Origin of the sequence: Xanthomarina sp. F2636L, assembly GCF_026410195.1 — a bacterium.
Lineage (GTDB): Bacteria > Bacteroidota > Bacteroidia > Flavobacteriales > Flavobacteriaceae > Xanthomarina.
In genome coordinates this window covers 482,632-505,086 of sequence record NZ_JAPMLM010000068.1, presented here as the reverse complement: position 1 = coordinate 505,086, position 22,455 = coordinate 482,632, and the positions used below count along the sequence as shown (strand labels likewise).

Here is a 22,455-nt window from a genome sequence, read left to right as displayed (position 1 = left end):
TTTGGGCTGAATTACAATCACATCTTCAATTTCTTATCAAAAGAAATCCAGAATAAAGAGGCATATTTTGTATCTTTAAATACATATTTATACAAGTAGGATTTAAGTTGAACTCATAAATTTAAAATAAATGCCATTTTATCATAAATTAGGAAAAATACCACCTAAAAGACATATACAATTTAGAAAAGCTGATGGAAGTTTATATAGCGAACAACTTTTTGGGACCATTGGTTTTGATGGAATGTCCACAAATTCTTATCACGAACAACGCCCAACACAAGTTAAAGCTATTAATAAGCAATACAGTGTAGCACCTAAAATTGCAAAAGAAAACAGCATTCAATCCTATCGTTTCAGAGGTTTTCAAGTGAAACCAGAAAACGATTATCTGGAAAGCCGAAAAACGGTGCTTACAAATAGCGATTGCAGCATTATTCTTGCGGCTCCAAAACAATCTACAACAGATTATTTCTATAAAAACTCTGATGCCGACGAGCTTATTTTCGTTCATAAAGGAACCGGAAAATTACGTACCCATCTGGGGAATTTAGATTTTAAATACGGCGATTATCTTATTGTACCTAGAGGAACCATTTATAAAATGGATTTTGATACAGAAGACAATAGATTGTTTATTGTGGAGTCTAGAAGACCTATTTATACACCAAAGAGATATAGAAATTGGTTTGGACAATTATTAGAACATTCGCCATTTTGCGAAAGAGATCTTCGTCAGCCACAAGAATTGGAAACTTATAATGAGTCAGGAGAGTTTTTAATGAAAGTAAAAAAACAAGACGATATCTTCGAAATGGTTTATGCTTCACACCCGTTCGATGTAGTGGGTTACGATGGTTATAGTTATCCATATGCCTTTTCAATTCACGACTTTGAACCTATAACAGGGCGTATTCATCAACCGCCTCCAGTGCATCAAACTTTTGAGACAGATGCTATGGTAATTTGTAGTTTTGTACCAAGATTGTACGATTATCACCCCTTGTCAATTCCTGCTCCATACAATCATAGTAATATTGATAGCGATGAGGTTTTGTATTATGTGGATGGCGATTTTATGAGCAGAAACGATGTCGATGCTGGTCATATTTCTTTGCATCCTGCAGGTATCGCTCATGGTCCACATCCAGGTGCTGCAGAACGTAGTATTGGAAAAGTAAAAACAGACGAATTGGCTGTTATGGTAGACACTTTTAAGCCATTAAAAATTACCGAAGAAGCATTAAAAATAGCAGACGAAGATTATTTTAAATCTTGGCTGTAGATTAAAATAAAACATATTTAATAGATAGGTTTTATAAAAAATAAATTAAAGTTGAACTAAAAAATTCAAAATTTTCCTGTTTTGAGTTTCTTCCATTTAGGAAGATTAAGAGGGGACTTATTATGAGTAAAGAAATTAAATCAGTAGAATACGGATTAGAGAAAATATTTGAAGGCGCACAAGATTTTCTGCCTCTATTAGGGACAGATTATGTGGAGTTTTATGTTGGAAATGCAAAACAAGCCGCACATTTTTATAAAACAGCTTTTGGTTTTCAATCCTATGCCTATAAAGGCTTAGAAACAGGCTCTCGAGATGAAGTTAGTTATGTGTTAAAACAAGATAAAATTAGATTGGTTTTAACAACGCCATTAAATAGTAAATCGCCAATAAACAATCATATTGTAAAGCATGGAGATGGTGTAAAGATTGTAGCTTTATGGGTGGATGACGCAAGAAGTGCTTACGAAGAAACTACCAAACGTGGTGCTAAATCTTATATGGAGCCAACCGTAGAAACAGACGAGCATGGAGAAGTGGTTCGCTCTGGAATTTATACTTATGGGGAAACCGTTCATATGTTTGTAGAACGAAAAAACTACAAAGGAAAATTTATGCCGGGCTTTAGAGAATGGAAATCAGATTACAACCCAGGACCAACAGGTTTAAAATATATCGACCACATGGTAGGAAATGTAGGTTGGGGAGAAATGAATACTTGGGTAAAATGGTATGAAGACGTGATGGGGTTTGTAAATTTCCTGTCTTTCGACGATAAACAAATTCATACAGAATATTCAGCATTAATGAGCAAAGTGATGAGTAACGGGAATGGAAGAATTAAATTCCCAATTAATGAACCAGCCGAAGGGAAAAAGAGATCTCAAATTGAAGAGTATTTAGATTTTTATGAAGGTCCGGGAGTACAACATATAGCAGTTGCCACAGACGACATTATAAAAACTGTTGCAGATTTACGCTCTAGAGGGATTGAGTTTTTATCAACACCGCCAGAAGAATATTATAAAGCAGTTCCAGGAAGACTGGAAACCTACAGTCATGAATTACGTGAGGATATTGAAACTCTTAAGAAATTAGGAATCATGATAGATGCAGATGAAGAAGGTTACCTGTTACAAATTTTCACAAAACCTTTAGAAGATAGACCAACACTCTTCTTTGAAATCATTCAAAGAATGGGAGCAAAAGGTTTTGGAGCTGGAAACTTTAAAGCGCTTTTCGAGTCTATTGAACGCGAACAGGAATTAAGAGGCACATTATAACAAATATTTAACTAAAATACACCTAAAAACTCTATCTATTTATCTGATAGAGTTTTTTTGTTTTATACATTTGGAATGGTAATTGTAATTATGCTATTAAACACTAAAAAGTTACATTTACAGATATTAAGAATATGAAAAAGTTACATATAATAATTTTATTAATCTTTTTTACGCAATCTTTTTTTGCTCAAAGCACAAGTACTTCTTTTAGCAGCGCTAATGATTATGTTCAAAGTGAAAGTTCTTTTGGTCATGGAGAATGGTTTCGATTTGAGATGAGTTATAGTGGGTTTTTAAAAGCAGGTGAAGCAACTATTTCAGTAAAAAACGCCACATATATGAACAAGCCAGTATATCACGTCGTAGGTAAAGGCTGGACTACTGGAGCTATTAAATGGTTTTTTAAAGTAGAAGACAGGTATGAAAGCTATTTCGATAGAGAAAATATTATGCCTTATAAATTTGTTAGAGATATCAACGAAGGTGGTCATACCAAAAACATAGAAATAAATTTCGATCAGGTAAATAACAAAGCCTACGTTAATAACATTAAGCACAATAGAAAAAAAGTTTTCGATACCAAACCGAACATTCAAGACATGATTTCTACGTTTTATTATTTAAGAGAAAATCTAGATGTAGATAATTTGAAAGTTGGAAACGAAGTGCATGTTGATATGTTTTTTGACGATGAAAATTATGGATTTAAATTAAAATACCTTGGAAAAGAATTAATTGACACTCAATTTGGCAAAATTAAGGCTCTAAAATTTAGGCCTTATGTTATGGCCGGAAGAGTTTTTAAAGAAGAAGAAAGCTTGACATTATGGGTTTCAAATGATAAAAATAAAGTACCTTTACGTATCCAAGCAGATTTAGCTGTTGGCTCTTTAAGAGCAGATTTAGATGCTTTTAAAGGATTGAAACACCCATTTAAAATAGTTGCGAAAAACTAATGGAAATAGATAAAGAATTAACCGGTCAATTAAAAGAAAAATTCGATGCCATTGGGCAAGATTTAAATGTTCATTTAAAAGGTTTGTTGTATAGTAAACCCATAAATTATTGGGATTACGTGCAAACCGATGCTCTTCTAGATCTTCAAACACAACGTACGGTCTTACCAGACGAGATGGTTTTTATTATGTACCATCAAATTAATGAGTTGTTGTTTAAAATGATTCTTTGGGAAATTGATCAGGTTGCAAAGTCTGCCGTAGTTGAAGCATCTTTTTTCATAGAGAAACTCATGCGTGTTAGTAGATATTTCGATATGTTAACCTCTTCTTTCGAAATTATGAAAGACGGAATGGACGTAGAGCAATACAACAAGTTTAGAAACACTTTAACACCTGCAAGTGGTTTTCAAAGTGCGCAATACAGAAAAATTGAATTAGCATCTACAGAACTTATTAATTTAATAGACAATAGATTTAGAGCCACCATCGATAGAAACACCTCCTTCGAACACGCTTTTAATCATTTATATTGGCAAGCAGCCGGAAAAGACTATGAAACTGGTAAGAAATCTTATTTATTAACAGTTTTTGAAGAACGTTACAAAGAGGAATTTATTAGATTTGCCAAATTCTATAATACCAATAATTTGTGGACCAAGTTTAAGGAGCTGCCACAAGAGGTTAGAGAAGATAAAGAATTAGTAAAAGCCATGCGTCATTACGATTATACCGTAAATATTACATGGGTTATGGCACATTATAACACAGCAAATCACTACTTAAATATTGGTGGTAAAACAGCTGAAGCAACAGGAGGAAGTGAATGGGTAAAGTACATGCATCCAAAATATCAAAGACGAATATTTTTTCCAGAACTATGGAGCGAGAAAGAATTAAAAGAGTGGGGGGAAAATGTTTAATACTTTTTGCAATTATTTTAAGTTTTAATAGTTGCAAAGACGGAAATCCGCAAGTTGTTGAAGAAGAATTAGCAATTGTAGAACTAGTAATTGATGATATTTACGAGTTTGGTTTTAACCTAAACGATTACTACGTTAAAAGAGATACCGTTAGAGCTGGAGATAGCTTTGGTGAAATCATGCAACGTAATAAAATTGGGTACCCGAAAATATTTCAAATAGCTGAAAAAGCTCGAGATAGCTTTGATATTAGAAAACTTCAAATAGGAAAACCATATACCATTTTATGTTCTAAAGATTCGCTTCAAGAACCAAAATGCTTTATTTATCAGCCCAATAGAGAAGAATATATTGTTTTAAATTTTCAAGACTCTATTCACGCTTACACTAGTAGAAAGCCTATTAAATATGTAGAAAAAGAAGTATCTGGAGTTATTTCTAGTAACATTTCTGAAACATTAGATCAACAAGGTATTAGTTTTATTTTAGCCTATAAAATGTCTGATATATATGCTTGGACTATAGATTTCACGAGACTTCAAAAAGGAGATAGTTTTAAGGTAATTTATACAGATAAATATATAGATGATAGCATTTATGCTGGAATAGATAATATTAAAGCAGCTGTTTTTGAACACAAAAACGAACCCTTTTATGCTTTCGAGTTTGAAACAGATAGCATAAAAAGATTAAGCGATTATTTTAGCGAGGAAGCAAATAACTTGCGTCGTGCATTCTTAAAAGCTCCAGTAGAATATAAACGTATTTCTTCAAGGTACAATTTGAGAAGACGTATTGCATTATACGGAAATAAAATCAGACCTCACAAAGGTACAGATTTCTCAGCAAATATTGGAACTCCAATTAGAGCTACTGCAAATGGAACTGTTACCAAATCCAGCTTTACAAGAGGCAATGGGAATTATGTAAAAATCAAGCATAACTCGACCTACGAAACCCAGTATCTTCACATGAAAAAACAAAATGTAAAGGTTGGGCAATACGTAAGACAAGGCGATGTTATTGGATGGGTTGGTATGACAGGAAACACCTCTGGACCACATGTATGTTATCGTTTTTGGAAAAATGGGGAACAAGTGGATCCGTTTAAAGAAAAATTACCAGAAGCCGAACCTATTTCAGAAAGTTTAAAAGCTAAGTATTTAGAATATATTGCACCCTTAAAAGTACAATTAGACCAAATAAAACTTGAAGTGGAAGCTGATAAAGCTTCTGATAAATTAATTACTCAGGTAAATTAATACGATGAGCTTACCAAAGATTGATCCAACCTCTACAAATGCCTGGAAAAAACTTCAGGAGCATTTTCAATCTATGAAGCAGGTTCATATGAAAAATTTATTTGCTCAAGACCCAAATAGAGCTAATAAATTGACATTGGAATGGGAAGATTTTTATGTCGATTTCTCAAAAAACAGACTTTCCGAAGAAACACTCTCCTTATTATTTCAATTGGCTAAAGAAGTCAACTTAGAAGTAGCTATTAAAAGTTATTTTTCTGGAGAAAAAATTAATGAAACAGAAAACAGAGCCGTCCTCCATACAGCTTTAAGAACCAAAAAAAACGATTCTATTAGCGTTGATAACGAAGATGTTGTTCCAGAAGTTTTTGAAGTTAAAAAACAAATAGAAGTTTTTACGAATCAAATTTTAAATGGTTCTAGAAAAGGTTATACAGGAAAACCATTTACCGATATTGTGAATATTGGTATTGGAGGTTCAGACCTTGGACCTTCAATGGTTGTTAGTTCTTTGGAGTTTTATAAAAATCACTTAAACACTCATTTTGTTAGTAATATTGATGGCGATCATGTCAATGAAGTTATTAAAAAACTGAATCCAGAAACTACTTTGTTTGTGGTAGTTTCTAAAACATTTTCTACTCAAGAAACTCTTACAAATGCTCAGACTATTAAAGAATGGTTTTTGTCTAAAAATTTCGGAACAAAGCAACAAGACATTTCTAAGCATTTTGTGGCCGTTTCCACAAATATTAAAAAGGCAAAGCATTTTGGTATAAATCAGGACAATATTTTTCCCATTTGGAATTGGGTTGGAGGCAGATACTCTCTCTGGAGTGCTGTAGGCTTATCTATTAGCCTTTCTATAGGTTTCGAAAATTTCAGCAAACTGCTTTTAGGTGCCAATAAAATGGATACACATTTTAAAACAGAAAGCTTTGATAAAAATCTCCCTGTAATCTTAGCACTGATTGGTGTTTGGTACAATAATTTTTTCAAAACCGAAACAGAGGTTATTGTTCCATATTCTCAGTATCTAAATAAATTCTCGGCCTACTTACAGCAAAGTAGTATGGAAAGTAATGGGAAATCTGTTGATAGAAATGGTAAGGCCATTACATATCAAACAGGATCCGTTATTTGGGGACAACCAGGAACCAATTCTCAACATGCTTTTTTTCAATTAATCCATCAAGGAACAAAACTCATCCCAGCCGATTTTATAGGGTTTTCTAAATCCTTACATGGTAATAAAGAGCATCAAGATAAATTGATATCCAATTTTATAGCTCAAACCGAAGCGCTTTTAAGCGGAAAAACAAAAGAAGTTGTTTTAAAAGAGTTACAGAAACAAAACCTATCTACAGAAGAGATTAATAGAATACTTCCCTATAAAGTATTTGATGGTAACAAACCTACAAATTCCATTTTCATTAATAAATTAACGCCAGAAAGCTTAGGGAAACTCATTGCTTTATACGAACATAAGATTTTTGTTCAAGGCATTATTTGGAATATTTATAGTTTTGATCAATTTGGTGTGGAGCTAGGAAAACAATTAGCTGGGAATATTTTGGAAAAAATGAAAAAAAACAGCTTTAACAATCATGATGCTTCTACTTTAAATTTATTACATTATTATAAGAATTTAACATAAAACATGTTGAAAACCTTGTTAATAGCTTTTTTATTAAAAAAGCGATAACAGGAGGTTTATTCTTTATCTTCAAGCGACGAAATTTCTTAACAATTAGATAATAATTATCAATTAATTAAGTGTAGTTTTGCAAAAAATTTTAAACAAATCTTTTTAATACAATGAAAAAAATTACAAGATTATTATTTTTAGCAGGAGCATTAATGTTATCTGCTTTTTCGATGGCTCAAACAGTTGTAACAGGAACTGTTATGGATGCTGAAATGGCTGCACCACTTCCTGGTGCCAACATCGTTGAAAAAGGAACATCTAACGGTGTATCTTCAAATTTCGATGGAGAATTCTCATTAATAACCGAATCTACTGAAGGAGAAATTGTTATTTCTTATGTAGGTTATACCAAAGTAGTGGTAAAATTTAGTGGAAGCACTAGTTTAGGAAATGTTACACTTACACCAGATAACACTTTAGAAGAAGTGGTTATTATTGGTAGTGGTATTATCGATTTAGCAGAAGATAGAAAAACGCCGGTGGCTGTTTCTACAATTACTGCCAATCAAATTAGAGAAAAAGCTGGTAACTCAGATTTACCAGAAGTATTAAAACAAACGCCTTCAGTACAAAGTGTTCAAGCTGGTGGTTTTGGTGATGGACAAATGTTTTTACGTGGTTTCGACCAAACAAACACAGCTTTCTTATTAAACGGACAACCAATTAATGGTATGGAAGATGGAAAAATGTACTGGTCTAACTGGTCTGGAGTTTTAGATGTAGCAAACGCAGTACAGGTACAACGTGGACTAGGAGCTTCTAAGCTTGCTATTTCTTCAGTTGGTGGTACTGTTAACATTGTAACTAAAACAATTGACAGAAAAGAAGGTGGCTTCTTTCAACAAATGGTTGGAAACGACAACTTTATTAAATCGACTGCATATTACTCTACAGGAGTAAATGATAAAGGTTGGTCTTTAGGTGTGTTATTTGGACATTGGCAAGGTGATGGTTATGTAGATTATACACAAGGTCAAGGACAAACTTATTATATCTCAGTAGGGTATCAACCTAACGATAATCATGCGTTAAACTTCATGCTAACAGGTGCGCCTCAATGGCATGCAGCTGCAGGAAGTGGAAAAATCTCTGACTTTTTAGACCCTGAAGTTAATGAAGGCAGAGGAAGAAGATATAATTCTTGGATTGAAACAGGAGTAAATAGTCCAAATAACTTACATGGAGGTGTGTATCCAGGAGGAAGAAATATTTACCACAAACCAGTTGCTAACTTAAGCTGGGATTGGACGATTAATGAAAAATCTGAACTTTCTACCGTACTTTACGGTTCTATGGGTAGAGGAGGTTTTGCTGCAGATAAAATTTCTGACGGAGTTGGATTTGTAAGAACCTCTTTTAATAATCATAACTGGTATGGGTTAGTATCCAATTATAACAACCAATTATCAGAAACCTTAAATTTTAATATAGGAGCAGATGTTAGATCTTATAACGGAATACACTTTAGAGGTATAAGTGAATTTGTAGGAGGTCAAACTTCTTATACAGAAACTAGTGGATATTCAGGAACCTATGATATAACAAACACCTATGGAGGTATAAGTCCATGGGGAATGGTGTTCAATCCTAATACAGACCATGACCAAAGAATGGATAGAGATTATGAAGAAATGATTACGTATTATGGTGTGTTTGGACAATTAGAATACTCAAAAGATCAATTTTCAGCTTTTTTCCAAGGAGCAATTTCTAATCAAAACCATCAAAGAGAAGAGTTTTTCTTTACTGAAAATGAAAATCAATCAGAAAAATCAGATAAAGTAAACAATCTTGGATACAACTTAAAGGCTGGTGCAGCTTACGAAATTTCAGACATGCATAAAGTATTTGTAAACGCTGGATATTATTCTCGTCAACCTTTTCACGATGATTTATTTGTTAACACAAGAAATTCCAATGACTTAATTGATCCAGAAGTTGAAAATCAAGAAATTACTGGTTTGGAAGCTGGATATCAATTTGGTGGTGAGAAAATTCAAGCCAACTTAAACTTATACCACACGACTTGGGCTAACAGAACGTTGTTGAGAACTAATGGTCAAGATCAAGATACGCCAGCATATGAACTTTATCAAACTCAAGGAGTGAAGCAAGTACATTATGGAGCAGAATTGGAAGTGTTTACGCAGCCAATGGATAATTTAAGAGTTAATGGTTTCCTTTCTTTAGGGGAATGGCAATATAAAGATAGTGCTACAAAAAGAACATTTGATTCAGATGGTGTTCAAATTGGAAGTGATGAAGAAATCAACATAGACGGCTTTAATGTTGGTGGTGCTGCTCAAGTAACAGCTGGAATCAATGCCAGTTACGAATTTTTACCAAGATTAAGCGTAGATGGCGCTTGGAACTGGTATAACGACATGTATTCTACTGGTGATCCAGAAGATCCAACTTTATCTATGCCTTCTTACGACATGGTAGATGCTGGGTTGTCTTACAAAATGTTAGTAGGAAAAGACGATAGAAATTCATTACAATTCCGTTTAAACGTTAATAACGTTTTTAGTGAAGTGTATTTAGAATCTGTAAGTGGAACAACTTCTGCTTCTTCAAATCCTGAAGAAAACTACAAAGGTGTAAATACAAGTAATTACGGTCGTTTTGGTTACGGAAGAACTTGGAATACAAGTATCCGTTTTAACTTCTAGTATTATTTAAATTCTATTTTATAAAAAACCTCTTCAATTTGAAGGGGTTTTTTTATGATTTTAAATGATTACATTTGTGTTTTTAACAACATAAACTTATAACAATATGTACAACACAGTAAAAATACTTCATTCTTATTGGGCTTATTTAGTGCTTTTAATCTTAGTGTTAGCAGTGCTAAATAGTATTATTAAACTAGCGGGTAAAAAAGAATATGAAGCGAAAGATTTTAGAATAGCTTTATTCGCCTTAATAGTCTCTCATATTCAACTGCTAATAGGATTGGTTCTATATTTTGTATCGCCAAGATTTAGTTTGTTTAGCGACTCTGGAATGGGAGAGATAATGAAAAATTCAGTAGATAGATTGTATTTAGTAGAACATCCGTTAATAAACATTATAGCTATTGTTTTAATAACTATTGGTTATTCTAAACATAAAAAGAAATTACTTTCCAATGGGAAACTTAAAACCATATCGGTGTTTTATACCCTTGCTTTGGTTTTATATTTATCAAGAATTCCTTGGAGTACTTGGTTGGGATAGAATAATCTACACATAAAAAAAAATGACTCTTTTTATTGCTAAACCTAGCTAAAAGAGTCGTTTTTTTATATAATATATTGGTGTATTATTCCACTTCTTTAATAACAAAAACATAGACAGGGAAGTGATCACTAAACCCATCAGTAAAACCACCATCTGCAAAACTACGTAACGGATAACCTTTCCATCTACCTCTTTTATTCACTAGATAATTTTTATTATAAATACCAGCTTTATAGAACCTAAGAGAAGAATAATCTTTTTCTATTAAAGGTTGTGTTACCAATATTTGATCGAATAAACTCCAGCTATCTCTATAAGCATTAGAACCTAATCCCATTTTAAAGAAGCTTTCCATTGGGTTGTAAATACCTTTTAGGCCAACGTCTTCTTTCTCTTTTTCTGCTTTTAAAACATCTTTTACACTAGCATTAGTTGGGTCGTCGTTTAAATCTCCCATAAGGAATATCTTAGCATAAGGATCTATGGTTTGTAAAGAGTCGATAATTTTTTTACTAAGTTGTGCAGCTGCCACACGTTTAGGTCTGCTTCTAGCTTCCCCACCACTTCTTGATGGCCAGTGATTAACAATAAGATGAATCATTTCGCCTTCTAGCTTTCCACTAACCAATAATTGATCTCTGGTATAAACACGGTCTCTAGAACTGTCGTCATAAATTATAAGTTCATGACTACTTGTATGGATGGGTGTAAATAATTTTTTCTGATAAAACAAACCAACATCAATACCACGACGGTCTGGAGAATCGTAATGTACAATGCCATAATCTTTGTCAATTAATTGTGGGTCGTTAGCAACATCTTCCATAACCTTTCTATTTTCTACTTCAGAAACCCCAATAATTGCAGGAGAGTTTTTGGCTACATCTGCTCCAATATCAGAAATTACGCGAGCCATATTGCTAACTTTCTTTTTATAAACAGCTTCAACGTCGCCTTTCATCTCCATAATCGGACTAGCTTCATCATTTTTAGATGTATCGTCAATAGTGTCAAATAAATTTTCTAAATTATAAAACGCAACCGTATGGATTTTAAAGGTCTTTTTTTCTTGAGCATTAACGGCTAAAAAAGCAGTTAAAAGTAAAGCAGTAAGCCTGAATTTCAAATTTTTCATATAATTATATGTTATGTTATAGTTATGTTAATACAAATCTCCTGCCAAAAGTAGATATTTATTATAAATAATGTAAATTTGCAAGCCTTAAATAATTATTATTTAGGACAAATGAAACTATTAACTATAAATTCAAGTATGAAAAAAAGTTTATTTATTTTTCTATTCGGAATTTTTTCAGCTGTTACAGCAGTCGCTCAAGAAACTGTTGTAAAGGGAAGTGTCACTGAAGCCATTTCTTTTGAACCAATTCCAAGTGTAACTGTAACTGTTGAAGGTACTGTGCTATCTGTTGAAACTGACTCAAAAGGTGAGTTTCAATTTTTAGAAGAGATTCCTTTTGGAGAACAAGTGTTGCATATTTCTAAAAGTGGATATATCTCAAAAAGATATCCTATTGTAGTAAACCAGGGACAAACGGTTAATATTACAGACATGACTTTAACAAAAGATGTGTCTGATACCGATATGTTTACCATTACCTTATCAGACGACGAGCTTGATAGTGATGATAGTGGTATGGATAATATTTCTGGATTGTTACAATCGTCTAAAGATATATTTCAGCGTACGGCTGCTTATGAGTTTAGCTCTTCTTTCTTTAAAGTAAGAGGCTTGGATTCTGAAAACGGTTCTGTTTTAATTAACGGTATTGAAATGAACAAACTGTACGATGGAAGACCACAATGGAGTGATTGGGGTGGATTGAACGATGTTCTAAGAAACCAAGAGCTTACAACAGGTTTGCAACCATCTAGTTATAACTTTGGTGGGGTTTTAGGAACTACAAACATGATTGTTAGAGCTTCTCAATACAGAGAAGGTGGGCGTATTACTTACTCTTCTTCTAACAGAAGTTATACTAATAGAATTATGGGTAGCTACTCTTCTGGATTATTAGATGGAGGTTGGGCTTATACTATTATGGCTGGAAGACGCTGGGGAAATGAAGGATATCAAGATGGTACCTTATACGATGCTAACTCGTTCTTTGCTTCTGTTGAAAAAGTTATCAACGAGAAACACAGCTTAAACTTTACATCTATCTATACGCCAAATCGTAGAGGGAAATCTTCTCCAAATACACAAGAGGTTTACGATTTAAGAGATACAAGATATAACGAATATTGGGGATGGTTTGATGGTGAAAAGAAAAATTCACGTATCAAAGAAGTAGAAGAGCCTATAATCATGCTTAACCACTATTGGGATATTAATAGTAAAACAAGTTTAAACACAAACATAGGTTACCAATTTGGTAAAATAGGAAACAGTCGTTTAGATTATAGTGGAGGTGCAAACCCAAGCCCAGCTTACTACCAACAATTACCAAGTTATTCTTTAGCAAGACCAGATGGTCCGGATTATGCACAAGCATATATAGACGAACAAGAATTTATTAATAATGGTCAAATTGATTGGGATCGTATTTTCGATGCTAACATTACTAATAACGATCCTACAAATGAGGATAATTATGGGGCTTATGTGTTATATGAAGATAGAAGCGACGATAAGCAAGTAACGGTAAATTCTATTTTTAATACAGAGATTAACGAAAACATTTTAATAAATGCGGCTGTTACCTATAAGAATTTAAAATCTGAAAATTTTGGTGAAATTATCGATTTATTAGGATCTACTACTGGTTACCTTAACGTAGATTCTTTTGATGGTTTCCAATACGATTACCAAAACCCAAACAGAGTTTTAGGAGAAGGAGATAAATTTAGATATAACTACAACATTAATTCAGATGTGATTTCAGGTTATGCTCAAGCACAATTTAAATATAATAAAGTAGATTTTTATGTGTCTGGAAGTGTAACAAATACAACTTACCAAAGAGATGGCTTATGGGAGAATGAAGCGTACATTGGAAATTCTGCTGGGAAAGGTGAGAAATTATCTTTCACTGGAATTGGAGCTAAAGGTGGATTAACCTATAAAATTACTGGTAAGCACTTAATAGATGTGAATGCTGGATATATTACAAAGGCACCAAGTATTAGAAATAGTTATTCAAACTCAAGAGAAAATAACAGTACAGTTGAAGGACTTACAGAAGAAAAAATAACTTCTGGAGATATTAGCTATATTTTTAGATCTCCAATTATTAAGGCAAAACTGACTGGTTTTTACTCTAAAATTGAGGATGCTAACGAAATCTCATTTTACTATGCAGATGGTTTAACAAATATTGGTGTTGAAAATGCAGACGGAATTAATATTAACGAAACAACAGCTTTTGTACAAGAAGTATTACAAGGAGTAGATAAACAGCATATTGGAGCAGAATTAGGTATAGAAGCACAAGTAACACCAACTATTAAATTAAAAGGTGCTGCTTCTGTAGGTCAATACACATACCAAAACAATCCAAATTTATATTTAACAGCATCTAGTTTTGGTAGATCAGAAACATTTACATCTAATTTAAAAGATTATAAAGTAGCTGGTGGACCACAACAAGCGTTTTCAGTAGGTTTTGAATATAGAGATCCAAACTATTGGTTCTTTGGTGCAACTGCAAATTTCTTCTCTAATACCTATGTAGATGTGAGTCCGTTAACTAGAACAGAAAACTTCTATTTAGATAATGACGGATTGCCATTTAACAATTACGATGAGGATGTTGCAAATCAATTATTAAAACAAGAAGAATTTGATGATTACATGGTTGTAAACCTTACAGGTGGAAAATCTTGGAAAATAGGCGATTATTATATTGGTTTCTTTGCAAGTGTAAATAACTTGTTAGATAAAGTTTACAAAACAGGTGGTTTTGAGCAAGGAAGAAATGCTAACTACGAAGAGTTATTAGCAGATAATAATAATCCTAAACGTGTTTTCGGTTCAAAATATTGGTACGGACGTGGAACCACTTATTTTTTAAATGTTAACTTTAGATTCTAAAAAAAGAAAAAGAAAAAAATTAATTAAAAATTATTACTCATGAAAACAAATAAATTTTTAAAAGTAGTACTTGGTTTAATGGTAGTTTTTACCGTTGCATCCTGTGTACAAGACGACGATTATACGGTTCCTTCTAGTTTAGGTGACGAAGAAAATGCCAAACTAAACAATTTAATTGCTACAGGAACAGAAATTAGCATGGCAGAACTTAAAGCAATGTATCTTACAGAACCAAACCCTTCAGATAATGTAGCTAAGCTTCTTGAAACAGACATATATGTAAAAGGATATGTGTCTTCTTCTGATAGAACAGGAAATTTCTTTAAAGAATTTTTTATTCAAGACAGTCCTTCAAACCCTACAATAGCTATTAAAATTATTTTAAATGAAGTTGATACTTACAACCAGTTCAATTTTGGTAGAGAAGTATATGTTAGTTTAAAAGGTGTTTATGTTGGTGAAGAACGTATCGGAAATCAAGTTATTACATTAGGTGCTGGAACAGAAACAGACCAATATGGGACAACAGTAACAAGTTTTGGTAGAATTCAAACAAGCTCTCACATTTTTAGATCACCTACAACTGAAGAAATGGTGCCTCTTAACTTAACTATTTCACAATTAAGTTCTGATTATATTGGAACATTTGTTCAAATAGATAACGCAGAATTTGCCGATAATTTACTTGGTAAACGTTATTTTGATCCAATGCAAGATTTTGATACCAAAAGAACAATACAAGCTTGCGAAGGGTTTTCTTATTCAACCATTCAATTAGAAACTAGTAGCTTCGCATCTTTTAGAGATGAATTGTTGCCAACTGGTAATGGTTCTATTAAAGCCGTCCTTAATAAAACATACGACGGTTCAAGTCTAATTGTAGCAATAAACAAAACTGAAGATGTAGATTTTAATGGTACAAGATGTACTCCTCTAGACATCAGTGATTTTACAGTACTTGTGGATGAAGATTTCGAAACAGCTGTAAACAACACGGATTTCGATTTTCCAGGTTGGACTAATTTCGTAGAAGATGGATCTCGCGTATGGCGTGAAAAAGAGTATTCTGGAAATGGATATATTGAGTTTAGCACCTATGGTTCTGGTGATGATGTAAATATTGCTTGGGCAGTAACTCCTGGTATTGATATGTCAACAATTGGAGGTAATGCTTTCTTTAACTTTCAAGCGGCACAACACCATTTAGATTCTCCAGATAATACTTTAGAAATTTTTGTTTCTACAGATTTTGATGGTTCAGACGTTTTAGGTGCTACTTGGGAACCAGTTTCTGCAGTTTTACCTACGCAATCAAATTCTTGGTATGAGATGGTAGATTCTGGATTAATTGATATCTCTGCTTATTCAGGTACAGTTTACGTAGCTTTTAAAGTTACTGGTTCTGGTACAGACGAAACTCTTGATGGAGCATACCAAATAGACAATTATAAAGTATTAGCTAACTAATTTAGCTAGTAACTAAATATCTTAAAACCTGCTAATGCTAATCATTAGCAGGTTTTTTTAATTCATAATATTGTACACGTTATGTCCATCTTCGACTCTCTTTTTTTTAATGTATTTAAGTATTATAAGGATGCCAAAAGTAAAAAGGCAAACCAATTGGCTACCTTGTATATTTCTGTCCTACAAAGTGCTATTTTATTGGTTTTAGGAGTGTTTTTTGCTGGGTTTTTTAATCAGATGAATATGGATACCATGTCTCAAGATAAAGCCTGGTTCTTGTTTGTTTTGTTATCTGTTTTTATTTTCTTTAAAAATTGGATTCAATATGCTGGAAGAAAACGAAAAGTACTTAATGCAAAAATGCTTAAAAAGAGATCAGCAAATTATTCTATCATCATGCTTTGGTTACTTCCTGTTGCATGTGTTTTCTTGGCTTTAATTCTTATGCAAGCTGTTTAGACAACCTGTTTTTTTAATACAATATAAACTGGAAAATGGTCGCTATAACCACCATGATAGGTTGTGCCTTTAAAAGTTCTATTAGGAATTCCCTTATGTTTTCCTTCAGAATTTTTTAAAAAATCTGCATCAAATATATTGGCAATTTTAAATTGTAAGCTGTTTTTTTTTGGTTCAAAAAACGACTCTGTTAACATAACCTGATCAAACAAATGCCATTGTCTATTATTGTTGGTCGAGCCTCTACTATATGTTCTTAGTGTTTCAAATGGATTTCGCAACTTGAATTCATTAACCAAACGTTTGACACTTTTGCTAGTAGGGTTATCATTAAAATCTCCCATAACAATAATATTAGCCTTTAGATTTTTAGTTTTTAAAGATGAAATTATTTCACTCACTTTGTCAGATGCTGCTAAACGTTTGTATTCAGTTCCTATATCATTTTCTCTTTTTGAAGGCCAATGATTCACTATCAAATGTATTTTAACTCCTTCTAAAACTCCAGAGACTAACAAAATATCTCTAGTGTATTCAGGAGTTCCAAATTTATCTTTTAGCTCAACAGCGTATGGTTTTGAGCTTTCAATCTCAAAAACGCTTCTATCATATAACAAAGCAATATTTATTCCTCGTTCGTCTTTAGAAGGAAAATAGAGATACTTGTATTGGCAGCCTTTTAAATGTTTAGAATCAACCAGATTTTGCAATACAGTTTGGTTTTCAATTTCAGCCAAACCAACTATTGAAGGGTGTTTATTTGTAGCGGCTTCTCCAATTTTAGAAATAACGTAACTAATATTATCTAATTTTTCAGCATAGCGTCTTGCAGTCCATTTTTTATCTGTAGCAGTTGATATATCGTTATGAGCTTCAAAAAAGTTTTCGGTATTGTAAAACGCAAGAGTGTGCATGATTTTCCTTAATAGTTATTTTTAAAGCAATAGTTAAGGTTTTAAAAATATAAAAATTAAAATGCTTTCAATTACGTAACTTTGTACTTTATTTTAATATATGATTGAAAAAAAAGATTTTGAATTAGAAAGAGCTGTTTTAATAGGCGTTGTTACAAAAGAACAAGATGAAGAAAAGTCTAAAGAATATCTAGACGAGCTAGAGTTCTTAACCTATACAGCAGGAGGAGAAGTTATAAAACGTTTTACTCAGAAAATGGATATGCCTAATCCAAAAACATTTATTGGAACGGGTAAAATTGAAGATGTACGAAAATTCATTAGTGAAAACGACATTGGAACCGCCATTTTTGATGATGAGTTGTCTGCAGCTCAAGAACGAAATATAAGTAAAATATTAGAATGTAAGGTATTAGACAGAACCAATTTAATTCTAGATATTTTTGCCCAAAGAGCCCAAACTAGTTATGCCAGAACACAAGTAGAATTGGCTCAATGCGAATATTTATTACCACGATTAAAAGGTATGTGGACGCATTTAGAGCGCCAAAAAGGTGGTATTGGAATGCGTGGTCCTGGGGAAACTGAGATTGAAACGGATAGACGTATTGTAAGAGATAAAATTTCACTTTTAAAGGATAAAATCAAGGTCATTGATAAACAAATGGCAGTACAACGTGGCAATCGTGGAAAAATGGTGCGTGTTGCTTTAGTGGGTTATACAAACGTAGGGAAATCTACTTTAATGAACGTGATAAGTAAAAGTGAGGTTTTTGCTGAAAATAAATTGTTTGCTACTTTGGATACAACGGTTAGAAAAGTAGTTATTCAAAATTTACCGTTTTTATTATCCGATACAGTTGGGTTTATTAGAAAGTTGCCAACACAATTAGTAGAAAGTTTTAAAAGCACACTAGATGAAGTTCGTGAAGCCGATTTACTCTTACATGTGGTTGATATTTCGCATCCAAATTTTGATCACCACATAGATTCTGTAAATAAGATTTTAGGTGAAATAGATAGTGCAGACAAACCTGTTATTATGGTGTTTAATAAAATTGATGCTTATAAACCAGAACCTTTTGATGAAACAGATTTAGAGGTAGAAAGAACAGAAGCTCATTATTCTTTACAAGAATGGAAAAAAACATGGATGAATCGGGTTGGCAACAATGCTTTATTTATTTCAGCATTGAACAAACAAAATATAGATGATTTTAAAAAACGTGTTTACGATGAGGTTAGAGAGATTCATGTAACTCGTTTTCCTTACAATCATTTTTTATACCCAGATTATAACGAAGAAGAATAAAAAAAAGCGCCTATTGGCGCTTTTTTTTTATTCTTCTGTTGAGATATCTTAAAAATTAACATTTAACCCCAAACCAAAAACTTCACGAATTTGAAACCCTTCGAAAGCGTCATCATCATATACTGTTTGAAAGGTAAGATTGGTTGAGAATACATCATTTATTTTCATAACAATATTCATGGTATAGTCTAAATCCATATTCTTAGGTTTGTTTAGATAATTAGAATAAAGACTTAATATATTTTCCATAGAAATATTCTTCATAATATCAAACTTATAATAACCACGTATGTTCATACCAAACTCATATAGTAACGATTTTCCCGGAGCCACACCATAGGTTTCAATATCGTTGCTTGACTCGTAATATACATTGTCGCTATCATCATCGTTGATTGTATAAATTTCACTTGTAATAAAAGTAAATTTAGAGGTTACAGGAGCAATGTTCACACTTAAGTTCTTGCTTTTTTTCCATAAAAAACCAGGACCAAAACTCCAGTATGCAGGTTTGAAGAATCCTGAAGTTGGAAAGTCTTCGTTTTCTCCAACAAAGTCTCCATTATAATCGTAACCGTCACTAAACTGTGTTCTAAAATTCATATAGAAGGAGAAACTCCAGTATTTTTTATTCATAGAACGACCAAGAATGGAGTTAAGCTCTAATCTGTCATCGGTTTTTCTCATCCCATCATCATCATTGATAGTTAAACCATAACTTGCTAGAATCTTATTATCCCACAACCAGGGTCCTTTAACATAGTCTATGTTGTAATTGACGCTTAAATTGGCGGCAGCATTGTTGTCTCCACCGGGTTGCCAATTAGAAAACGCCGATTGGTTAATTAATAGCGTTATTTTCCCGTCAGAAGACCATCCTTCTAATGAATCGGTTGGCTTTATAGTATCTTGGGCATTAATTAAATTAACATAAGTAACTAGAGCTAAAACGAGGAGTATTTTTTTCATAATAAAACATGTAATTTGTTATTCTTTTAAGGGAATGATTTCCTGTTTTTATAAATACAAAAAGCGTCTTATTAGCTAGAATAATAACTAATAAGGCGCTTTTTGTAGGGTATATTCTTGTTAGAAGTTATAACTTAAACCAAACGTAGTATATACTTGAACAGCATTATCTACATTTTCAAAATCTGGTTGAGCCTCCGTTCCAGTTGGATCCCATTGGCCATAAGCATAGTTAAGTGCTTCTTGTTTACTGTCTCTTAAGCCAATTTCAAATCCAAGCCCTATTCCTTTCCAAACGGTATAGCTTAAAGAGTTAATCCAAGTCCAGTTAGATAAATCCGAATCTTTATAACTCATAAAAGCTGAAAGATTTGAATTAAATTTTAAACCTCCAAAAGAACGGTTGTAGTTAGCTACTACTTTGGCACCAAGAGATGACTCAAAGATGGCATCATTATCTGCAAATACAAAGTTGTAGTTTATTGGATGTACCACAACAACTAAATTTTCTATTGGAGTCCAAGTAACACCAACACCTACATCCAAATATCCAGGATTGTTAAAGTTGTTAATTAACGTTGTTCTATATTCGCCTAAGGTAGATGCTGCTAAATTTTTAGTTATTTTATAACCAAAAAGAGAAGTTACATTAAAAACATCGCTAGACTCTCTAAAACTATCATCATCAGTTGGATCGTCTTTATCATCAAATTTCACCCAACTTAAGTTAATGTTAGCCGTATTATACCAAAAGTATTTTTCTCTATCTAATTTTGCATGAGGGTTTGCTGTAATGGTAATGTTCCCAGCAGAATTGTTTGGCGAACCTTGTGCGTACCAATTATTAAAATTTGAGAAACTTGCACCAATAGTACCAAACGCTCCAAATTTCCAACCTGGAAACTCATCAATTTGTTTTTGTAAATCGTCTACGCTACTTTGAAGTGCGCTGATAGAATCTTTTTTAGCTGCTTGCTCAGATTTTAGTTCTTCTCTTGTTTGAGAAAATCCTGTCGAAATAGTAAATACTAAAACAAGAATTGAAAGTAATTTTTTAGTCATCTTATTAGTTTTTAATGGATTAAATTAATTGTAAAAAGTTTGCAAATATATAAGTTATAAAGCTTTTTATCAAGAAAAATAAGGGGTATTGTAAATTTAGTGAATTTTAAAAGAATCGATTAATTCTTTGTTTTTGGTTTTTTGTATAATGGAACAGATGAACAAGCTTCTCCATACATAATTGATAGTGCTAAAGGTTTTAGCTTTTCTGTAATCATGATATAAGCATTTCTAGGTACAGGTTTGTGGGCACATCCTTTTATAATAACTGGTTTCCCTATATATTCTTCTAGATTTAAACCATTGATGATATCTTGATAAACGGAACTTTCTAATTCTTCCAAAGTGCCAATAATAGTTTTTTTTGAAACCGTTTCTAATTCCAATCCAATAAGCATATAAGCCCAAGCAGGAATAATGGCATCACTAGAGCAGGTTAAAGCCACAAAACAATCTTGATAATGCGTCCAATCGTGTTCTTTTAAAGATTTTCTAAATTCCTTTTCACGAAGTACAAAACCTTCAAATAACCAATCTTTTACATCTAAAACAATACGTTTTCCCTCTGGATAATAATCTTCCAAATCTAAAACGACTAATTTGCTATTCGCTACGCGATTAATTATTTCTTCTTCCAAGTCTGTTGTATATTGTTTGATGTTAAGTTGTTGAGAAGTAACGATAAGGCTTAAAATTACTTGTAATAAAACTCCTCACAAAGAAACTACTCTCTATTAAAGCATTCCAAGCTCTAGTTTGGCTTCTTCACTCATTAAGTCTTGGTTCCAAGGTGGGTCGAAAGTAATTTCTACTTCAGCTGATTTTACTTCGTTTATAGACTTTACCTTTTCTTCAACTTCTAAAGGCAAGGTTTCTGCAACTGGGCAATTAGGAGTTGTAAGGGTCATTAGAATCTTTACTTCATAGTCTTCGTTAACAAAAACATCGTAGATTAAACCTAGTTCATAGATGTCTACAGGAATCTCTGGATCGTATATGGTTTTTATAACTGTTACTATTTTTTCGCCTAAAGCATTTGTGTCTATGGTTGTTTCACTCATTTTATTATTGTTTTTTGTTAAGTTACAGGTTTGTTGCTTAGTTGAGAGTCGTTTCCACATCTTAACACCTAAACAACAAAAAACTTCACTAATTTAACTGTGTTTGGTATGCAATAGCATACATTTTTATTTGCTTGATCATACTAACCAAACCGTTTGCACGTGTTGGCGATAAATGTTCTTTTAAGCCAATATTATCTATAAAATCAGTATTGGCTTCAATAATGTCACTTGGATTCTGATTTGAAAATACACGAATTAAAATAGCAATCACCCCCTTTGTAATTATAGCATCGCTATCTGCTGTAAAAACAATTTTGTTATTTTCCATATTTGCATGAACCCAAACTTTACTCTGACAACCTTTAATAAGGTAGTCATCAGTTTTATATTTTGGATCGATTAATGGTAAAGTTTTACCTAAATCTATCATATATTGATAACGCTCTTCCCAATCTTCAAACATGGAGAATTCGTCTATAATATCGTTTTGAATGTCTTGAATTTTCACGTGTTAA

At 32.7% G+C, this 22,455-nt stretch carries 19 protein-coding genes; 12 read left to right on the top strand and 7 right to left on the bottom strand.

The window, feature by feature from the left end; all coding sequences use genetic code 11:
* The first annotated feature begins 130 nt into the window (after positions 1–130).
* The 8 genes from OS191_RS09705 to OS191_RS09670 all read left to right on the top strand — a co-directional run bounded on the left by OS191_RS09705 (position 131) and on the right by OS191_RS09670 (position 10,639).
* Entirely contained in the window at positions 131–1,285 is a 1,155-nt protein-coding gene (locus tag OS191_RS09705; protein WP_267155494.1) for a homogentisate 1,2-dioxygenase, read from the top strand.
* A gap of 122 nt (positions 1,286–1,407) precedes the next feature.
* Positions 1,408–2,568: a 4-hydroxyphenylpyruvate dioxygenase gene (hppD, locus tag OS191_RS09700; RefSeq protein WP_267155493.1), complete on the top strand. Its 1,161-nt coding sequence runs from the start codon at positions 1,408–1,410 to the stop codon at positions 2,566–2,568.
* Positions 2,569–2,702: 134 nt separating this feature from the next.
* Positions 2,703–3,527, top strand: coding sequence for a DUF3108 domain-containing protein (locus OS191_RS09695; RefSeq protein ID WP_267155492.1), 825 nt, complete (start codon positions 2,703–2,705; stop codon positions 3,525–3,527).
* The gene (locus OS191_RS09690) at positions 3,527–4,450 is read left to right on the top strand and encodes a tryptophan 2,3-dioxygenase family protein (RefSeq protein ID WP_267155491.1); all 924 of its coding nucleotides are present in this window, start codon (positions 3,527–3,529) and stop codon (positions 4,448–4,450) included. Before OS191_RS09695 ends, OS191_RS09690 begins: the two co-directional genes overlap by 1 nt.
* Positions 4,408–5,712: a M23 family metallopeptidase gene (locus OS191_RS09685; RefSeq protein ID WP_267155490.1), complete on the top strand. Its 1,305-nt coding sequence runs from the start codon at positions 4,408–4,410 to the stop codon at positions 5,710–5,712. The genes OS191_RS09690 and OS191_RS09685 overlap by 43 nt, the downstream gene beginning before the upstream one ends.
* A gap of 4 nt (positions 5,713–5,716) precedes the next feature.
* On the top strand, positions 5,717–7,369 hold the full coding sequence (pgi, locus tag OS191_RS09680; RefSeq protein WP_267155489.1) for a glucose-6-phosphate isomerase: 1,653 nt from the start codon (positions 5,717–5,719) through the stop codon (positions 7,367–7,369).
* Between the two features lie 161 nt (positions 7,370–7,530).
* A complete protein-coding gene (locus OS191_RS09675) occupies positions 7,531–10,092 on the top strand; it encodes a TonB-dependent receptor (RefSeq protein ID WP_267155488.1) in 2,562 nt (853 codons plus the stop codon).
* A gap of 106 nt (positions 10,093–10,198) precedes the next feature.
* Positions 10,199–10,639, top strand: a complete 441-nt coding sequence (locus OS191_RS09670) for a hypothetical protein (protein WP_267155487.1) — start codon at positions 10,199–10,201, stop codon at positions 10,637–10,639.
* Between the two features lie 85 nt (positions 10,640–10,724).
* Here the strand turns inward: OS191_RS09670 and OS191_RS09665 are convergent, their stop codons facing one another.
* Entirely contained in the window at positions 10,725–11,777 is a 1,053-nt protein-coding gene (locus OS191_RS09665) for an endonuclease/exonuclease/phosphatase family protein (RefSeq protein WP_267155486.1), read from the bottom strand.
* A 138-nt stretch (positions 11,778–11,915) separates the two neighbouring features.
* On the opposite strand from OS191_RS09665, the gene OS191_RS09660 reads away from it, so the two are divergent.
* The 3 genes from OS191_RS09660 to OS191_RS09650 all read left to right on the top strand — a co-directional run bounded on the left by OS191_RS09660 (position 11,916) and on the right by OS191_RS09650 (position 16,619).
* Positions 11,916–14,693 (top strand): carboxypeptidase regulatory-like domain-containing protein, encoded by a 2,778-nt coding sequence (locus tag OS191_RS09660; protein ID WP_267155485.1) that lies wholly within the window; start codon positions 11,916–11,918, stop codon positions 14,691–14,693.
* Positions 14,694–14,732: 39 nt separating this feature from the next.
* A complete protein-coding gene (locus OS191_RS09655; RefSeq protein WP_267155484.1) occupies positions 14,733–16,160 on the top strand; it encodes a DUF5689 domain-containing protein in 1,428 nt (475 codons plus the stop codon).
* Between the two features lie 81 nt (positions 16,161–16,241).
* Entirely contained in the window at positions 16,242–16,619 is a 378-nt protein-coding gene (locus tag OS191_RS09650; protein WP_267155483.1) for a hypothetical protein, read from the top strand.
* Here the strand turns inward: OS191_RS09650 and OS191_RS09645 are convergent.
* A complete protein-coding gene (locus tag OS191_RS09645; protein WP_267155482.1) occupies positions 16,616–17,533 on the bottom strand; it encodes an endonuclease/exonuclease/phosphatase family protein in 918 nt (305 codons plus the stop codon). The genes OS191_RS09650 and OS191_RS09645 overlap by 4 nt on opposite strands.
* Positions 17,534–17,633: 100 nt before the next feature.
* Between OS191_RS09645 and hflX the strand changes: the two genes are divergently transcribed.
* The gene (hflX, locus tag OS191_RS09640; RefSeq protein ID WP_267155481.1) at positions 17,634–18,845 is read left to right on the top strand and encodes a GTPase HflX; all 1,212 of its coding nucleotides are present in this window, start codon (positions 17,634–17,636) and stop codon (positions 18,843–18,845) included.
* A 48-nt stretch (positions 18,846–18,893) separates the two neighbouring features.
* On the opposite strand, the gene OS191_RS09635 is transcribed toward hflX, so the two are convergent.
* From OS191_RS09635 to OS191_RS09615, 5 genes are all read right to left on the bottom strand, one after another.
* Positions 18,894–19,814 (bottom strand): DUF3078 domain-containing protein, encoded by a 921-nt coding sequence (locus tag OS191_RS09635; RefSeq protein WP_267155480.1) that lies wholly within the window; start codon positions 19,812–19,814, stop codon positions 18,894–18,896.
* A 120-nt stretch (positions 19,815–19,934) separates the two neighbouring features.
* Complete coding sequence (locus OS191_RS09630) at positions 19,935–20,876, bottom strand: DUF3078 domain-containing protein (protein WP_267155479.1); 942 nt, start codon at positions 20,874–20,876, stop codon at positions 19,935–19,937.
* A 119-nt stretch (positions 20,877–20,995) separates the two neighbouring features.
* Positions 20,996–21,514 (bottom strand): DUF2480 family protein, encoded by a 519-nt coding sequence (locus OS191_RS09625; RefSeq protein ID WP_267155478.1) that lies wholly within the window; start codon positions 21,512–21,514, stop codon positions 20,996–20,998.
* A gap of 96 nt (positions 21,515–21,610) precedes the next feature.
* Positions 21,611–21,937 (bottom strand): DUF59 domain-containing protein, encoded by a 327-nt coding sequence (locus tag OS191_RS09620; RefSeq protein WP_267155477.1) that lies wholly within the window; start codon positions 21,935–21,937, stop codon positions 21,611–21,613.
* Between the two features lie 88 nt (positions 21,938–22,025).
* Positions 22,026–22,448, bottom strand: coding sequence for a SufE family protein (locus OS191_RS09615; RefSeq protein WP_267155476.1), 423 nt, complete (start codon positions 22,446–22,448; stop codon positions 22,026–22,028).
* Between the last annotated feature and the right edge of the window lie 7 nt (positions 22,449–22,455).

Coding starts and splice junctions, on each gene's coding strand:
- OS191_RS09705 (WP_267155494.1), top strand. CDS start 131: ATGCCATTTTATCATAAATTAGGAAAAATACCACCTAAAAGACATATA.
- hppD (WP_267155493.1), top strand. CDS start 1,408: ATGAGTAAAGAAATTAAATCAGTAGAATACGGATTAGAGAAAATATTT.
- OS191_RS09695 (WP_267155492.1), top strand. CDS start 2,703: ATGAAAAAGTTACATATAATAATTTTATTAATCTTTTTTACGCAATCT.
- OS191_RS09690 (WP_267155491.1), top strand. CDS start 3,527: ATGGAAATAGATAAAGAATTAACCGGTCAATTAAAAGAAAAATTCGAT.
- OS191_RS09685 (WP_267155490.1), top strand. CDS start 4,408: ATGGAGCGAGAAAGAATTAAAAGAGTGGGGGGAAAATGTTTAATACTT.
- pgi (WP_267155489.1), top strand. CDS start 5,717: ATGAGCTTACCAAAGATTGATCCAACCTCTACAAATGCCTGGAAAAAA.
- OS191_RS09675 (WP_267155488.1), top strand. CDS start 7,531: ATGAAAAAAATTACAAGATTATTATTTTTAGCAGGAGCATTAATGTTA.
- OS191_RS09670 (WP_267155487.1), top strand. CDS start 10,199: ATGTACAACACAGTAAAAATACTTCATTCTTATTGGGCTTATTTAGTG.
- OS191_RS09665 (WP_267155486.1), bottom strand. CDS start 11,777: ATGAAAAATTTGAAATTCAGGCTTACTGCTTTACTTTTAACTGCTTTT.
- OS191_RS09660 (WP_267155485.1), top strand. CDS start 11,916: ATGAAAAAAAGTTTATTTATTTTTCTATTCGGAATTTTTTCAGCTGTT.
- OS191_RS09655 (WP_267155484.1), top strand. CDS start 14,733: ATGAAAACAAATAAATTTTTAAAAGTAGTACTTGGTTTAATGGTAGTT.
- OS191_RS09650 (WP_267155483.1), top strand. CDS start 16,242: ATGTCCATCTTCGACTCTCTTTTTTTTAATGTATTTAAGTATTATAAG.
- OS191_RS09645 (WP_267155482.1), bottom strand. CDS start 17,533: ATGCACACTCTTGCGTTTTACAATACCGAAAACTTTTTTGAAGCTCAT.
- hflX (WP_267155481.1), top strand. CDS start 17,634: ATGATTGAAAAAAAAGATTTTGAATTAGAAAGAGCTGTTTTAATAGGC.
- OS191_RS09635 (WP_267155480.1), bottom strand. CDS start 19,814: ATGAAAAAAATACTCCTCGTTTTAGCTCTAGTTACTTATGTTAATTTA.
- OS191_RS09630 (WP_267155479.1), bottom strand. CDS start 20,876: ATGACTAAAAAATTACTTTCAATTCTTGTTTTAGTATTTACTATTTCG.
- OS191_RS09620 (WP_267155477.1), bottom strand. CDS start 21,937: ATGAGTGAAACAACCATAGACACAAATGCTTTAGGCGAAAAAATAGTA.